This is a genomic window from Bacteroides sp. LFL-34 (genome assembly GCF_027257075.1).
Classification (GTDB): Bacteria; Bacteroidota; Bacteroidia; order Bacteroidales; family Bacteroidaceae; genus Bacteroides; species Bacteroides ovatus.
This window is the reverse complement of the sequence record NZ_JAPQKZ010000022.1, coordinates 92,157-109,291: the sequence shown is the minus strand read 5'-3', so window position 1 is coordinate 109,291 and position 17,135 is coordinate 92,157. Positions and strand designations below refer to the sequence as shown.

General features: G+C 42.0%; 7 protein-coding genes and 2 pseudogenes. 3 read left to right on the top strand and 6 right to left on the bottom strand.

Features of this window, described 5'->3' with window-relative positions; genetic code table 11:
* Positions 1–1,138: 1,138 nt before the first annotated feature.
* The gene (locus N5O98_RS14610) at positions 1,139–3,283 is read left to right on the top strand and encodes a TIM-barrel domain-containing protein (RefSeq protein ID WP_032855910.1); all 2,145 of its coding nucleotides are present in this window, start codon (positions 1,139–1,141) and stop codon (positions 3,281–3,283) included.
* Positions 3,284–4,051: 768 nt separating this feature from the next.
* On the opposite strand, the pseudogene N5O98_RS14605 reads toward N5O98_RS14610, so the two are convergent.
* The 6 genes and pseudogenes from N5O98_RS14605 to N5O98_RS14580 all read right to left on the bottom strand — a co-directional run bounded on the left by N5O98_RS14605 (position 4,052) and on the right by N5O98_RS14580 (position 15,206).
* A pseudogene (locus N5O98_RS14605) lies at positions 4,052–7,146 on the bottom strand (SusC/RagA family TonB-linked outer membrane protein).
* A 6-nt stretch (positions 7,147–7,152) separates the two neighbouring features.
* Positions 7,153–8,928 carry a RagB/SusD family nutrient uptake outer membrane protein gene (locus N5O98_RS14600; protein ID WP_269495783.1) on the bottom strand — a complete coding sequence of 592 codons (1,776 nt, stop codon included), beginning with the start codon at positions 8,926–8,928 and terminating at the stop codon, positions 7,153–7,155.
* 14 nt (positions 8,929–8,942) lie between these two features.
* Positions 8,943–11,774, bottom strand: coding sequence for a SusC/RagA family TonB-linked outer membrane protein (locus N5O98_RS14595; RefSeq protein WP_004320976.1), 2,832 nt, complete (start codon positions 11,772–11,774; stop codon positions 8,943–8,945).
* A 33-nt stretch (positions 11,775–11,807) separates the two neighbouring features.
* The gene (locus N5O98_RS14590; protein WP_004309394.1) at positions 11,808–12,875 is read right to left on the bottom strand and encodes a DUF4961 domain-containing protein; all 1,068 of its coding nucleotides are present in this window, start codon (positions 12,873–12,875) and stop codon (positions 11,808–11,810) included.
* A 15-nt stretch (positions 12,876–12,890) separates the two neighbouring features.
* A complete protein-coding gene (locus N5O98_RS14585; RefSeq protein WP_004301484.1) occupies positions 12,891–13,346 on the bottom strand; it encodes a DUF5004 domain-containing protein in 456 nt (151 codons plus the stop codon).
* A 15-nt stretch (positions 13,347–13,361) separates the two neighbouring features.
* Entirely contained in the window at positions 13,362–15,206 is a 1,845-nt protein-coding gene (locus N5O98_RS14580) for a RagB/SusD family nutrient uptake outer membrane protein (protein WP_004309395.1), read from the bottom strand.
* A 357-nt stretch (positions 15,207–15,563) separates the two neighbouring features.
* Here N5O98_RS14580 and N5O98_RS14575 point away from each other — a divergent pair, with 357 nt between their 5' ends.
* Together N5O98_RS14575 and N5O98_RS14570 are read left to right on the top strand one after the other, a co-directional pair.
* The gene (locus N5O98_RS14575) at positions 15,564–16,868 is read left to right on the top strand and encodes a DUF5005 domain-containing protein (protein WP_004309396.1); all 1,305 of its coding nucleotides are present in this window, start codon (positions 15,564–15,566) and stop codon (positions 16,866–16,868) included.
* Positions 16,865–17,089: pseudogene (locus tag N5O98_RS14570) on the top strand (sialate O-acetylesterase); the annotation flags it as partial. The gene N5O98_RS14575 and the pseudogene N5O98_RS14570, both read left to right, overlap by 4 nt.
* Positions 17,090–17,135 lie beyond the last annotated feature (46 nt).

Genomic DNA, 17,135 nt, shown 5'->3' with positions numbered 1-17,135 from the left:
CAGTGAATAAAATTAAAGCGGTAAAAAGACAGATGTACAATAGGGCAGGAATTAAACTACTGAGAGCGAAGATTATTTATTCACAATAGAAGAAGTACCACCAAATTTGACGAAGAACCGTATTTATGATTTTCATTTCTCATATTCTCATTCATTAATCATAAATAGCAGAAAACTAATAGAATAGACTATGAGAAATGATTTCTAAGACGGCATTTCTCATAGTTTTTTCCGTCAAATACCCCGTATTTTACCTTGTTTCTCATACTTGTTAGATTCATTTCTCATAGTGTTTTTCCAATCAACCTATACAAGAATAAAGAAGCAACTAGTCAACGATTATCAGGGAAGTACATATTCTTCTTGTCCCATATATTGTGGGAAGGTATTCCCTATTAACAGGGAAAAGATTCTCTTATTTTGTGGGAATAAATTCTCATAATATTAGGGAACATTTTCCCATAATATATGGGACAATCGGAACTACAGTTTATCTTCAACCAGAAAAAAGGAGAAGTATAGTATTTAACTATGAGAAATACTCTGAAATACTATGAGAATAAGGTGAATTTTAAGCTAAAATAGAAGGTGTATTATGAGAAATGCCGTCTTAGAAAGTATTTCTCATAAGCTATTTATTTGATTATTTGTTGTTTATCAGTCACCTATGAGAACATGAGAAATGAAAATGAAAAATCTTCTCTAGAGGCTGCTGAATTTTTTATTGATACATTTAAAAACGCACCGTAATAAACTAAATTATCATTTAATTTAAGTCTGTGCAGAAACAAAATTAATTTTAGGAAAATTGTCTTGTGAATGGACTTGAAGTTAATCGCCTTGATTATTATTTTTATATGCTTCTTTTTAAATTTCTCTTTAGTGGTTTCTCAAATATCAAGCGTTCATAGTATAAAGTTCAATAGATATAGGTAAAAAGTTAGGATTGGTGTTTGAAATTCCACAATATTCCTCCGGTCTGTTTATTCTTCTTTTATGAGTGACCGGAGGAGTTGCTGGAAATCCTGTTTGACCAAAATGAAAATATGATATCATGAGGACTGTTTTCAAAGCTTTTGATTATGCAATTGCCAGACTAAAATCCGTTGGCGGAACTAATAACTAAAATAATATTTAAATGAGAAAAAGAATATCGTTATTGCAAATGGCTGTTTTCTTCTTTACGGCTCAGGTAGCTTGGGCAGGTAATATAAAAACAGAAAAAGTAACACTGGTAGGAAATGGAATTGTAGAATTTATCCCCGTAGGGTATGATGTTTCCCGTACGCCTTCATTAATTCTCTCCCATGAACCGGAAAAGAAAGGTGAAGTACCGGAAAACTGGAAATTAGTTCCTCAATTTACGATGACTGATGGCAAGGCAAATGCCTCATTGGATGTTCCAGCCGGAACAAGTCTGTATGGAGGTGGTGAAGTGACCGGTCCGTTGCTACGTAATGGGCAAAAGATTAAAATGTGGAATACGGATAATGGTATGTATCGGGTTGATGGTGGCTCACGTCTGTATCAAACGCATCCGTGGGTATTGGGTGTTCGTCCGGACGGGACAGCATTTGGCGTATTGTTTGATAGTTTTTGGAAGGCTGAATTGATTACTAATTCAGATAAAATTGAATTTAATACTGAAGGAGCACCTTTTCGTACTTATATCATAGATCGTGAATCTCCGCAAGCTGTATTAAAAGGACTTGCCGAATTGACCGGTACTATAAGTATGCCTCCCAGATGGGCAATTGGTTATCATCAGTCTCGTTTTTCTTACGTGCCGGAAGCTAGAGTGAAAGAAGTTGCCAATACTTTTCGTGAAAAGAAGATACCGTGCGATGTAATATGGTTTGATATCAACTATATGGATGAATTCCGTGTATTCACGATTAATAACAGGGATTTTCCCGATCCGAAGCGCATGAATAAGTATCTGCATGATAATGGATTCCATTCTGTGTATATGATAGATCCGGGCGTAAAAGTGGATGATAACTATTTTGTGTATAAAACCGGAAAAGAGCAAAATGCTTTTGTTTGTGATATCTATCGTAATGAGTTTCACGGGAAAGTATGGCCGGGTGCTTGCGCATTTCCTGACTTTACCCGTCCGGAGACGCGCACTTGGTGGTCCGGACTTTATAAAGACTTTATGGCTAATGGAATAGATGGCATTTGGAATGATATGAATGAACCGTCTGTATTTGATGGTCCTGGGGGAACGATGCCGGAGAACAATATTCATTTAGGAGGAGGCAATTTACCTATTGGTAGCCATTTAATGTATCATAACGCTTATGGTCGTCTGATGGTCGAAGCTTCTTATAATGGCATGATGGCTGCTAATCCAGGCAAACGTCCATTTCTTCTTTCCCGCTCCAATATTATTGGCGGACAGCGTTATGCAGCCATGTGGACGGGCGATAACGAAGCTACTTATGAACATATGAAACTTTCTATACCGATGTCTATTACATTGGGGTTGTCCGGTCAACCTTTCAATGGTCCGGATATAGGTGGATTTGCTGGGAATACGACTCCCGATTTGTGGGGAAACTGGTTAGGCTTCGGTGCATTTTTCCCTTTTTCCAGAGGACATGCTTCCTGTGATACAAATAACAAGGAACCGTGGGCATTTACTAAAGATATAGAAAAGGAATCACGCATGGCATTAGAACGTCGTTACCGTTTGCTGCCTTATCTCTACACTGCTTTTCATGTGGCTCATAAAGATGGACAGCCTGTGATGGCTCCGGTTTTCTTTGCCGATCCGAAAGATGAAAGTTTGCGTGCTGAAGAGCAAGCTTTCATGTTGGGGACAGACCTGTTGATAATTCCTGCATTTGCAAAGAATCCTTCTCTACCCAAAGGAATTTGGGAAAATTTATCTTTGGTTAAAGGAGATACAAAAGGTAAATATCAGGCTAAATTAAAAGTGAGAGGTGGTTCTATTATTCCAGTAGGCAAAATAATTCAGAATGTGAATGAAAATTCATTCGACCCATTGACTTTAGTTGTTTGCCCGGATGAGGATGGCAAAGCGGAAGGCTCTCTGTATTGGGACAAAGGAGATGGATGGGGATTTCAGAAAGGAGATTATAAACAGCTAACTTTTAAAGCAGAGTTAGTAGACGGGCATCATCTTATTGTAAAAGTGACAGACGATAAAGGGGAAGACCAAATTGATTTTGGAATGATAAAGGTAGAAGTATTGCATGCTGGTCATACTTATAAATCTTCTGGTGATATAGCTAAAGGCATTACAGTGAAATTGTAAAGGAGAATACAATAAATGAGGAGTTCGTTTATTTAACCATCTTCTTTTTGTACTGTTTAGAACTAAACTTCATCCTTATAATCCAAATGTGATTACTAAAAATAGCTTCCAGTCAAAAACATCAGTAAAAAAGGTTGTTGACTGAAAGCGAACCGAAAGCAAAAAAGAGAGATGAGTTCAGTCTCTTTTTTAGAGCCTCTATATTCGTTCAATAGAGCCTCTGTTTAAGTGAAATGCAGGCTTCGTTTCACTTAAACAGAGGCTCTGTTTTACTCACCTGACGTGTTAATGATTCTCATCCTGCATATCAATGATTCTAAGCCTGTATTTCAGCGTTGCCAGGCTTCCGCTCTGTATTCTTTAGACTACGTGTCAGGTATATATATCCAGTATGGTGATTATATATCTACACCACACTGGATATATAGATCCACCGGCAAACGCAAAGAGACTGAAAGTATTGAAAGTACTCCTCCTCCTTATCTTAAATCTCTCTCTGTAGGGGATATTGTAATTCGCTTTTGGTTGCTATCTTCTTCTATCAAGGAGTTTGTGAACAATACTAAAACGACTGAAACTAGATTATGACGTAAGTTTATCAGGAACGATCTAGCCAGATTGCATTGGAAGGTTTACCCGTTTGAATAGGATATTATATGTCGCTTTTCTGGCTATATATCATACTCTTATCAGAAAGTAAAAAGGGGATGCATCACATGGACGCATCCCCTTTCTACATCAATACTATTATGAGTATTTATCGGTTTATTAAAATGTAAGTTGTACTCCTAAGTTAAACACGCGCTGGTTCATGTATGCATCACCGGCGGAGTTGGACTTGATTTCCGGGTCTTGTTGATACTTATCAAAACTTGTCCATGTAAACATATTGTAAGCATTGAGGTAGACACGGAGGTTTGTAAGCCATGAAGGCAACACTTTTGTGGGCACTTGATAGGAGACGTCGATGGTTTTCAAGCGGATGTACCAAGCATCAATTAACCAAAAGTCGGACATATACGCTGCTGCGCTGTTTACAGTTGACGGATTGCTTGTTAAGCGCGGAAATTCGATGGCTTCACCGTTCAGGTAGCGTTCTAATGTCCAGCGTTTCTGGTGTAGAGGTTGGAATTGACTCTTGAAAGGTTCGATACCTGTGCCGTTTACCGAGAAACTGTAGTTGAACGAACCTTGGAAGAGTACGCTCACTGACAATCCTTTCCACGAACCACCGATTGTCCATCCCAACGTGGTGTTGGGTAAGTTTGGCTTACCAATAGCTCCCTTGTCGAAGTCGTTGATAACACCGTCTCCGTTCAAATCTTTGTATTTCAAGTCACCGGCTTGGATAGGAACGTCGGTATTGGGCACAGCCGGTGCATTTGCGGCTCCTGCATGAATCAAGTCCACTTCTTCAGGTGTATAATAACCTATCCAAGTGTAACCGAATGGTTGACCGATAGGACGACCTGTTGCCGACAACCAATCGTATCTTTGTTGTGCTTCGGCATTAAATTCTACCTTATTCTTAGCATACGAGAATACGAAGTTGGTATTGAAGTTGAACTCACCGAAACGGTCTTGATAACCAATCTGTCCGTCGAAACCCATATTGCTGGTGCGTGCCACGTTGATAGGTGAAGTACCCACACCTAAGATCTGCGGTATGTCATTGCGTTTCACAAGCTGATTGTATCGTTTGTCATAGAACCAGTCGAAGTAAATGAGAAGCGGTCGAATGCATTGAAGTCGAGACCTATATCAAACTTCTTGGCTTCTTCCCATGTCACACTGCTATTGCCAAGGTCACCTTCCGTAATAGCAGTGGAAGTGACATCGCTTTGTCCGAAATTATAAGCATTATCAGTTGCTGTATATATCTGGTTGTAAAGGTAGCGGTTACCCATAGCTACGTCCGAACCTACAATACCATACGAAGCTCTGATTTTCAATAGTTGGATGAAAGATATGTTATCCTTGAAGAACGATTCTTCGGAGATACGCCAACCCACACCAATAGCAGGGAATATTCCGTAGCGGTGTCCTTCGGCAAAACGGTCGGTACCGTTGTATGCAACATTGAAGTCGACCAGATATTTATCTTTATATTTGTAACCTACGGTAGCGGTAAGACCCTGAAAGTTTTCGGGAATCTTTTCTCCTGTATCGTCTGGATTTTTTTCTACGGTACGGCTTTGGCGGCTATACAGCAACGTGGCACTAACGTCATGTATTCCATTGAATATGCGTGCATAGTTGATGGAGGCCTGAACATCCAGATTTTTCACAGCCTGGTTGGTTCCGGCCGTCAGAGCATACTGTGAATAAGCATATTTACGGTTGGGGTTGATGTTATACTGATCCGTAGTAGGATCGTAGTGGTAGGTAGGGTATGCATCTTTTCCACGGTTTACTTTGCGGAAGACTTCGTCAATGGTAGAGTAAGCAATACGAGCATTGGCTGACAATCCTTTGGTGAGCCAATCCATCTTCCAGTTCACACCATAGAGAATGTTGTTATCGTTACGGCGTGTACGCGTGTAACCTTCGTTAGCCAAACGTGCATTCAGTGTAGGTCCGTAACCGTCCACATCTGAAAGATAAGCATACGATCCGTCCGGATTGAGTACCGGTGCCGAATAGGGGTGCATAGCGGTGAAATTGTAAATCTCGCCTGTAGCATTCAGACTACTCGGTTCGTTGATGTTCATGAAGCGCGAACTGAAGTCCAGACGCATAGTCAGATTATCAGTAACAGTAAAGTCCAAGTTGGTACGGTAGTCAAAACGGCGGTAAAAATAGCCGGTATTCACATCGTCATCCGCTTTAGCAAAGTTACGAACCAAACCACCTTGTGAGAAATAACCCCCGGATACGAAGTATTTCAAACGTTTGGTACCACCCGATACGTCGACATTGATGTTCGACTGCATAGCCGATTTTTTGAACACTTCGTCGTACCAGTTTACATTAGGATGTCCGTATGGGTCGGAACCGTCTTTAAACAGTTCCAAATCATGTTGTGTAAACATTTTAGTCAAACCATCGTTAGTACGTGCCTCGTTGACTAACAGGGCGGTGTTGTATGAGTCTAAGAAGTTGGGTTTACGGACAGGTATCTGACCGCCGGCTTCTGCACGTACATGGATCACTGGTTTTCCTTCTTCACCGCGACGTGTCTTGACTACCAACACACCGTTAGCTCCCTTGATACCATAAATAGCAGTAGTGGATGCATCTTTCAAAATAGATATGCTTTCAATCTCATTGACATTGATTTGTGACAGCTGTTCGTAACTGTATTCCACATCATCAACCATAATAAGCGGCTTGTTGCCGTCCTCATTCAAGGAACTGACACCACGGATGAAGAAGTCGGAAGCATCTTTTCCCGGCTGACCGGAACGTTGCTGACTGAAGAAGCCGGGCAGTTTACCCGATAATGTATTCTGTAAGCTACTTGTAGGAACTCTACGCAATTCGTTGGCTTGAATACCGCTCACGGCACCGGTCAGAGTGATACGTTTCGCGCTACCGCGACCTGTGATAACAACTTCGTTCAGGTTGTTGGCTTCGGAAACCCTTAATGCGATATTCAGTGTGCGCTGATTTGTTATTGCGACTTCCTGATTTTGATAGCCCACAAACGAAAATACCAATGTTTCGCCACGTTTCACTTCCAGCGAATATTTTCCATCTATATTGGTGATGGTACCCCTTCCGGCTCCCTTTACCAGAATACCAGCTCCGATAAGCGGTTCGTTGCTTTCCCCATCAATAATGGTACCGCTTATCGTAAACGATTGGGAGTATGCCTGTACAATGCAGAGGAGGCACAAGAATGTTATAATTACTCTTTTCATAAGATATTACCAATTAGGGTTTTGAACCATATTCTTATTTTTTATTACTTCCGAATAAGGAATCGGATAGAAATAACGTTTATTGTCCCATTGTACATTGAGTACAGATTGCGGAACATAGGTCGTGGAAGTCTGTGATTTAGTGATGTACATTCCTTGAATAGGCTGTGCATAGACCTGTTCGGCAAGTCGCCAACGACGAATGTCCCAATAGCGATGCTCTTCAAAAGCCAATTCAATGCGGCGTTCATTCTGAATCACTTTGCGCATTTCGGCTTGCGTCAAATTGTGTGTCTGCTCATTGGTTGTTAGTCCATACAAATTCTTTTCACCAGGTTCGATACCTGCACGTCGGCGCAGGGCGATGATAGCATCATATACAGCTTGTGAAGGAGTAGACAAATATTCGTTTTCGGCTTCGGCAAAGTTCAGAAGTATTTCGGCGTAACGGAACATCACCCAGTTGTGTTGTGTGTCTTGATATTCGTTGGCTGCTTCGAAATCACCCATAAACTTGCGCATGTAATAACTCGTGAGCGAGTACGACGAACCAAGAGGATTATTGGCTCCACCCTGCCATGTTTCCATCGTAGAGTTCACCCATGACGAACCATTGTGTATAATGGTATATTCCAAACGTGGATCACGTTGTGCGTAAGGAAGCTGTTCATTGTATTCATATTTACCTTTATCATTGATAAAGTGACCGTCTTTCATTAAAAAGGCATCGACTAAATTCTGTGTGGGATTGGTGCGGCCGTTTCCTTGTTTGGCACCGCTAAGTCCCAATGGACCGTTAGCTGTTTCCACCGTCTTATCCATTGCGTTTTCACGGAAGAAGATAACTTCTTTATGTTCGTTTGAATACCAATTGGTAAATACATTCTTGAAATTATCGTCAAGTCCCATGATAGCTCCGTCACCTGTTCCGTACGTGTTAATAAAGTTGCGGGCGGCATCGGCTGCTATTTTCCAACGTTCGCGATCGTAAGAGGCATAACCTATCAACTCGTTACCAGATTCAATGGGCTTTTCGTTGAATAACGGACTTGCTGCATAGAGCAATACACGAATCTTCAGTGCCTGGGCAGCCTGTGTGTTTACTACGTGTGCGCTAGCCGCGGCGTCAGGTAGTGGCAGCGAACGAAGGTCATCTTTGATATCGTCAAGCTCACTTACAATATACTTGATACATTGCTCGAACGTGCTACGTGGCAATTCTATGTTTTCGTTCAATTCGTACACTTTATCACCGATAATGGGCACTCCACCGTAGCGCTTCACCAATTCAAAATAGAAGTAAGCACGCAGGAACCGGGCTTCGGCTTTCATAGAATCATTGAGCCTGCGTGTATTACCGAGTGCATCAGTGTAAGTAGTGTTGAAAGGTACTACGTCAATGCCACTCAACAGAATGTTCACGCGGCGAATCACCAAATAAGGGTCGCTCCAAATCATATCCGAGTTAATAAGATTGGAGGCACTGTAACGTCCGATGGCCAGTTTGTATACATCGGACTCGGACGAAATAACAGAGAGCGCATCGTCGGAAGCGGCATCCAGGTAGTCACCATTTACGCCGTTGTGTCCATTACGCATGTAATAGTAGATGCAGTTGAGGTATTTACGTACTACAGTTCCGTTGGAGTCGGTCTTCGAGAAGAGATAATCTTCTGTAAACATATCTACAGGCGTACTCTCATAACTGTCTGTACATGCGGCAGCACTCAATAACAGCATAAATGCTCCTACTGCCCATGTGCCATATTTATTTTGTTTCATATCCATCATTTTTATTAGAAGTTAAGATTGATTCCAGTCGTAATGGTGCGCTGTAACGGATAGCTGGTGAAGGTAACTTCAGGGTCTTGCAAACGGGTACGTGACCATGTGAGTAAATTTTGTCCCTGTACAAATATCTTCACGCGCAGTCCGCCTAAGTAATTACGGCAGAAGTTTTCGGGTAGTTTGTACGATACGGTGGCGTTCTTGAGACGAATGTAGTTTCCGTTCTGTACAAAGAGTGAAGAGTTCCAGTTGTTTCCGTAGTTGTACATATTGCCTCCGGCAGTCAGTCTCGGATACGTAGCTGTTTCAGCAGTTTCGGGTGTCCAACGATTCAGCAAATTGGTGTAAGCTTGTCCGTAGCTTTGTCCGATCACTTGGAATCCTTCGAGCAACGTGCGGTCGCTATTATATAAGTCGCGGTTGTAAGCACCTTGGATAAGTGCTGTAACTTCCAACCCTTTCCATTCAAAGCCTAAATCAATACCAAAATAGCAAGTCGGTTTGTCGCCACCAATCACAGTACGGTCGAATTCGTTGATTTCGCCGTCACCGTTCATGTCTTTGTATTTCACGTCACCCGCTTGAATATTGTTGAAGCCGTTCATTACGGGATAACCATCGGCTATATCTTTAGCTGTGAGGAATCCGGTAGCTACCAATCCGTAGATGGTACCGGTGGGTTGACCTGTCATTTTCAGATAGTCGTAAGGTACGTATTGCTCGTCCATGAACAACCGTTTGTTCTGTTCCATACTCCAGTTGGCTGATACATAATAGTTCACCTTACCGATGTGATCTTGCCAGCTAAGTTGTGTTTCCAATCCGTAGTAACGTGTTTTTCCGATATTTTCTGCCGGATAAGCAATACCCAGCAATTCGATGCTCTTACCACGTGATTGCAATATGTCATAGTAGTAGTCATTGTAATAGTCGGCCGAGAGAGTCAAACGATTCTTTAACAAGGTTAAATCTAAACCTACATTGACCTTCCTTCCTTTTTCCCATGTCAGGAGGGTATTAGCCAATGGGGATATTTCCGACACTGAACCTCCGTTGCTCATGGATGTACCGTTGCTATACCAGAATCCGCCATCTTCATTGTATCTCTTTAAATAGCTGAAGTAACCGGCATTGTCGATTCCGTTTCCTGTATGACCGTATGTGGCACGTAACTTGAGTTGGTCTATCTTCGATGCCTCCATAAACTTCTCTTTGCTGATATCCCAACCCAGACCTACTGCCCAGAATGTTCCCCAGCGACGTCCGTTGTCATAGCGGTTGTAATAACTTTCCGTTACGGCTGCTTGCGCGAAGTATTTGTTATCGTAATTGTATTCAACTTTCTGTCCGATGTTCGACGGAATCATAGGCAGGTCGTAGTTGTTAAGTATGGTACGTGTATCGCCCCAAAGTGAAGCTTTTACACCATGCATACCGAATTGGCGTTCCCAGTCTACATACATTTTGCCATACATATATTGGTACGTCGATACTGAACGGTAGCTATTGGTTTGTGAACTTACATCTCCATACTTGTCATAAGCCTCGTTGCCTTGTTGGGTTATGCTGTATTGAAATACTTGTGCCTGTTTGGTACGAACGATAGCATTGCGCACTTGCGATGAGATGTTTCCCGTTGCACCAACAGAAAGTCCTCTCACCAATTTATCGAAGTCATATTTCAAATTAATGGTTCCTACGACGTCGCGGGTATTGCTTGAGATATATCCCGAACCAGTGGTCTGTGCATAGAGGTTTTGGGTATACGAAGCGTTACCACCATACGTACCGTTGGGATTTAAGACGGGATAAGCATTGTTGGGAGTTTGCCATACGTTGCTCAAAAGGTCGCTGTATCCTGTCCCCGAAATACCTCCAGGTTGGTTTCCTTCTTCTATACGTCCCATTAAAGACATGCTTACCTTAAATTCATCTGTCACGTTGATGTTTACCTTCGATGTGATGAGATACCGGTTGTACTTGAAATTGGTGTTGTAGCTATTAGCATCGCTCGTCTTGAACAATCCGTTTTCGCTGTAATATCCCAAACTTACAAAGTATTGAGCCACTCGTCCGCCACCTGTTACATTCAGGTTATAGGCTTGCGACGTAGTAGAATTGTTCATAATAGCATCTTTCCAATTTACGTCGGGATGCAGATAAGGGGAAGTTCCATTACGATAGGCTTCGAAATCATCATACGTATAGAGTGGTGATTTGCCATCATTGAGCAATGCTTCGTTGAGCAAATAAGCATATTGATAAGCCGAAAGTGGATTTGGGCCAGATTTCAATGCACTGGATATACCAAACTTTCCGGTGAGTGAGAGATGGAAACCACCTTTTGCATCAGGATTTTTGGTAGTAATAATCAATGCACCACGTGAACTGCGCATTCCTAAAAACATATTGGAAAGGGCATCCTTTTGAATGGTAACCGATTCAATGGCTTCGGGATCTATGGAATACAGGTCACGTTCTACACCATCGACAATAGCTACAGGCGATTGTCCGCGTGCTGAAATGAGAAACTCCGAATTATCTCCGTAGATACCTCCACCTACATTAGGAATAGCTCCCACTATATCGGATTTAGTATTGGCATCAGTCCGTAACAGTTGCATGCCACGGAAAGGTGATACATTAAGACCTTTCAATCGTCCTTGCAATCCGGTAAGGATGGTGGCTGACTGATATTTTATCAAGTCGTTGGTATAAACCGTTGAAGATGCTCCTAGGGTATTACTTTTAGTGTGATCCACACTGTCTATCGGTGCATCTTGTGCCTTTAGTGCGACGGCAGCTATACATAGTAGTCCCGTCGTTATCATTTTATACATATTCTGTTTCATTATCAGTAGAATATAAGGTTATCACTCGCAATAGAACGTATATATGAATGGTTCCTTCTGCGGAGGAAGAGGTATATTTAACATTACGAAGTCATCATCAGACTGTGTAACGGAGATAGATCCATCGGCATTAGTGAAGGCATATTCAATACTTACAAGCTCTGTTCCTTCAGGTACATTGAAGAACCCTTCCGGCCAGAATGTGATATTGTATGTTTTGGTATACTGATTCTCTCGTTTCATCAGGGTCTTGTCACTCTTCTCATTTACGGTATAACGGTGTCCGTCGCTAGCTACCGCCGTTCCTTCAAAATAGATCTTATCGGCCTTGACAAGTGCATTTTTGTCGTCCATGCCTCCTATGAAGCTAAAGGTTACAAAGTCGTTTTGCAATGCTGTTAATGGAGTGGTTTTGTTGAAGTGTTCGCTACAGAAGTCAGTGACAAGTCCTTCACCTTCTACTACCTCAAAACATCCGGCTTCCTCACATTTCTTTGCATCTGCACTTGTACTGAAGTTATCGTCAGTACTGTTAATAAAGAATGATGGTTTGAAACGCAGATTTTTGTTTCCTACCGGTACACGGACATAGATTGTAAAATGAATTTCATCTGCGACACCGTTATAGGGTCTTGTCCAATAGGCTGCCCATTCCATATCTTCCAGAATATTGGTACCGACACCGTATTCCTGCATGAGAGCAGCCGACCACGACAATCCTGGTTTGTTGCTAGGTTGTTCGGTCAATGGGATAAGCGTCATGTTTTGCTCACCTATATTCGGATCAAATGTATCTTCTGTGTACGAAACCCTGGCATTTTGTGCCAGATTCCAACTCTTAGGAGCCAAAAAACCGAAAACAAGTCGTTTGTCATTGCGTGGGTCTCCTTGAACCTTAATGTGTCCATGCATTTTGAAAGTAGCAGTCGTTCCGGCCTTTGCATAGTTTACGGCTTTTCCATCTATCATTTGGGTTATATCGACAGAATCGATAAAGAGGCAACTCATAACGATGAAAGTCATAAGTATAGTTGATAACGCTACGATGTGCCGTTTGCGTTGAAGCAAGCTGATTAATTTCTTTTTCATAAAGCGTTATGATTTTTAGTTTTCTGATATTTTCTTGAATACATAGGTGTAGGTATTCGAACCACACCCGGGGCTATGAGTAATCACGATGTTACGTTCGCCATTGGTAATGGGGAATAGGATATCGGTACTGGCCTGCTCCGTGGCTCCATCCTCTGTGAAATAGAGGCGAAAAGGATAATAGATATCGTCAACTTTCCACGTGCCATTGTGGCGTACCACAAAAGGCAGATAGTTTTCAATTGTGTACTTACCATCTTTCTTCAGGTCAATTTGGAACTGGCTGAAGTCCATGGTTTCGGTAATATCATTACTGTTGCGGCTCACTGTGGTGAGTTGCCACGTGCCTGATATGTCTTTGACCTGCTCCGTGTTTTTGTCAGGATCAGCAGGAGCAGAGAACGTATCACACGATGTCACAAGCAGAGTAGTCAGCAAGGCTATTGCCGCCAAATGTATGCTATGTTTCATATTTAGGGTATTTTATTAATTATAGTAGGGATTCTGTAGCAAATCTTTCGACTTCACCGTTTCATTGTAAGGAATTGGGAAGAAGTACATAGCCGGACGCCATACATGCGTGCGTACATCAAATTCTTTCCAAGTCTTTGTTCCGTCAGTGGCGCGAGTGATTTCAATGCCATGCATGGTTTTGCTTTCGGTTTGCGGAGCAATCATCCAGCGGCGTACATCAAAGAAGCGATGTCCTTCAAAAGCAAATTCAAGGCGGCGTTCTTCCTGAATGGCTTGGCGCATCTGTTTTTGTGTCATATTCTTTTCAAGTCCATACATACCATCTGCACCGGGCTCGATGCCGGCACGCTTGCGAATGAGTTTTAATATAGGATAGCAACCAAGTTGTTGTCCACCTAGTGTTTCTTCGAAATCGGGACCATGATATTCATTGGCTGCTTCAGCATACATCAGTAAAATGTCGGCGTAACGTATCAGTGGATCGTTGTGACGGCTTGGGTTCCATGTACTACCTTTACATAAGCGATCACATCCCTTGCGTACATAGAAACCGGTGGCAGTGCCTTGGTATACGGCATCGCTTGTCTGCCCTACGCCAATCCATGTGTTAACAACTGTGGTAGCACTGTAAGTATCGTCGGCAGGGACCAAAGCACCATCATAAATCACGGTGTTGTTGAAACGTGGATCACGATTTTGAGCGGGATTCAGAGGATCGAATGTGTATTGGCTGTTGTCAATGGGTTTACCGTCAATCATAGGGAAGGCATCTGCCAATTCTTTGTATATATACCCGCCGTGGCGTGTTCCGGAGTGACTGCCACTAGGTGGATAGTAAGCAGCTTCATGTCCGGACTCACGTTGATACTTACGGTCGAGGATATTGCCGGCAAAGGCTCCGTTATTGTTTTTACCATCATCATCGGTTAAATTGGCATTTCGTGTATCGCCGGCTTGGAATACGACGTAGAATCCGAAACCTGGTTCGGCTTTGCCGTTCAAATCTTTACTTCTAATAAAGAGATTATAGGTTCCTAGGTTGATTACTGCGCGGGCAGCATCCATTGCCGTTTTCCAACGTTCTTTATCATAAGAGGGATAGCCTACTAATTCTTTGGTATCAGTAGGAGCGAAATCACTTCCATTGAATAATGGACTAGCTGCATAGAGGCAGACACGGGCTTTAAGACCCAATGCCGCTGCCGATGAGGCGCGACCGTTTTCTTGACCTGTTCGTCGCACGGGAAGTACATTGAGTTGGACGATAGAGTCACATTGATGGGACACATACTCTACACATTCTGCCCATGTATTGCGCGAGGTTTTCATTGTTGAAGTGGCATCATACACGTTATTACCGATAATAGGTACACCACCGTAGTGTTTCATCAAAATGAAGTAGTACCAGGCACGCAAGAAAAGTGCTTCGGATATGTATTGAGCTTTCCGGCTTTGTACCATCGGTGATCGGTCGATGTTGGCAAGGAATACGTTACACCGGCGAATGTTAGTGTAGCATTTCGACCATGCATCATCACTCACCGTAACCGGATTAACCGTACCGGTAGCAAACATCATGTTTGTCCAGATGGTTGACGAAGGATAAAATTCAGCTTCGTCACAAGCGCTTTGCAGCCCACCACCATTAGCCAAAAGGTATGTCCATCGGTTGTAGTTGATATCAAACCCGATGTCGGTATAAATTCCGGTCAGGAAGTTGGCGGTATACGTACTATCTGCAAAAACGGTCTCACGATTTAAATCCGAAGTTTGGGTTTGATCGAGGAAACTGTCATTACAGGACGCAACTGTTCCTAAAAATAGGAGTAGCGTTAATGATTTCATGTACAATTTCATAGTAAAACTTATAAAATTAAAATTAAACAATTTAAAGCCAATAAGCCGAGACTAATTCACGACTTGAATTTGTATTAAGACGATTGACAAGATATACACCACTAAACACAATACTTTTTTTTCACGTATTATTATTCAGTGAAAAGGTCATTGTATTATTCGAGCAATGATAGTAAATCAAATACATCTAAAGAAAGAATTATCCGAGTTAGTGGTTTTTCATTCCTGAATCGTCTTTATCCTAAACTCTAATAGTATAACATTATGAGACGCATCTTTTTGTCAACCTTTATAGCTTGTATTATCGGCTTTACAGGTGCAGAAACAAATTAAATAATCTTAAATATCTTATTAAACATGAAACCAATTCATCTTATCCTAAGTATCGCACTCCTCGCCGGAGGAGCATGTGGTGACCAGCAAGAACCTTATTACGGCAATTCAGAAGTGAAGATGCCTCAAATTGATTCCGAATGGAATCTCGAACTAATGCCAAATCGATCAGGACAATATTGGAAAGTATTCGTCTACAAAGACTTGAAATACAATGCCCTTTTCACTCGGTCGTTGGGCTGGAATGGAGGAGACGGTGTGTTCACCACTGGTTTGCCTGACGGGAATATATTTTGGTCGTTCAATGATAGCTTCTATGGCGTAATCAATGAAAATCGTTCACGAGGTAATTGTAGTTTCCCTCGTAACAGTATTATGGTACAAACACCTGGTGAGAATGATGAAAATCTTGTTTGGTTAGCTGATTACGTACAAACCAACGATCCTAATGCGGATAGATACTATCAGGTACGTACTCACATTCGTCATCCGAAAGCTACACTATCGGATGAAAAAATACAAGCTGGAGAAATCGATCAGGATTATCTTTATTGGGCAGGAGATGCTACGATATATAACAATCAGATGCAAATGTTGTGGGGAGCCGTTGATAATACCGATCCGAACAACTTGATGCGCCGCTTTGGTACTTGCTTGGCTACTTATAGCTTGGAGGGAAAGCCGGGTGATGCTTCTTATATGAAACTTATCAGTCGTAATGATAATTTTAACGACCACACTTTAGGTTATGGCGACACTATGTGGGAAGACGAGGACGGACATATCTATCTTTACACAACTTCCAATTATAAGGTGGCTGTAGCACGTACCGCTACACGTGACCTTGGCAGCCAGTGGGAATATTATGTGGCCGACCCGCAAGGACATTTCTCGTGGACAACGCAGTACCCTTCAACCCAAGATGCTGAAAATTCTACAATTATCCCTTTGGAAAGTGCATGTTCTATGCCTTGGGTATTTAAAAAAGGTGATACCTACTACATGATCGGACAATCCATGTGGTTCGGGAGAGACGTGCTGATGTTCCGTAGTAAGCACCCTTATGGGCCGTTTGTCGACCAAAAGACTCTTTTTACATTACCCGAATTTCTTGATAAGATTGGCGAACAACGTTATCAACATGTTTATATGGTAAATATTCATCCGGCTTTATCACGTACCGGTGAATTGGTGATCTCTACCAATACAGACTGTTCCAACTTTTGGGATAATTTCAATGCACCGGGTAGTGCTGACTTCTATCGTCCTTATTTCTACCGTGTATTTAATTGGGAATCATTGTACGATAACGATGCTCCACTTGAGTAAAAGGGGTTACTATCTCTGGCGTTGATCATAAGTTTCACTGGGCTGATGCTGTGATTGATGGTAATTCCATCATCGTCTCATCTCCTGAAGTTGCTTTCCCAATAGCAGTGCGTTATGCTTGGGCAGATAATCCAATTTGTAATTTATACAATGGAGTTAACCTTCCGGCGTCCCCTTTCCGTACAGATGACTGGCGGGGTATTACTTATGGTAATAAATAGATATAGTTGTTTCGATTTGCCAAGTGAAATAGATGTAACACATAAA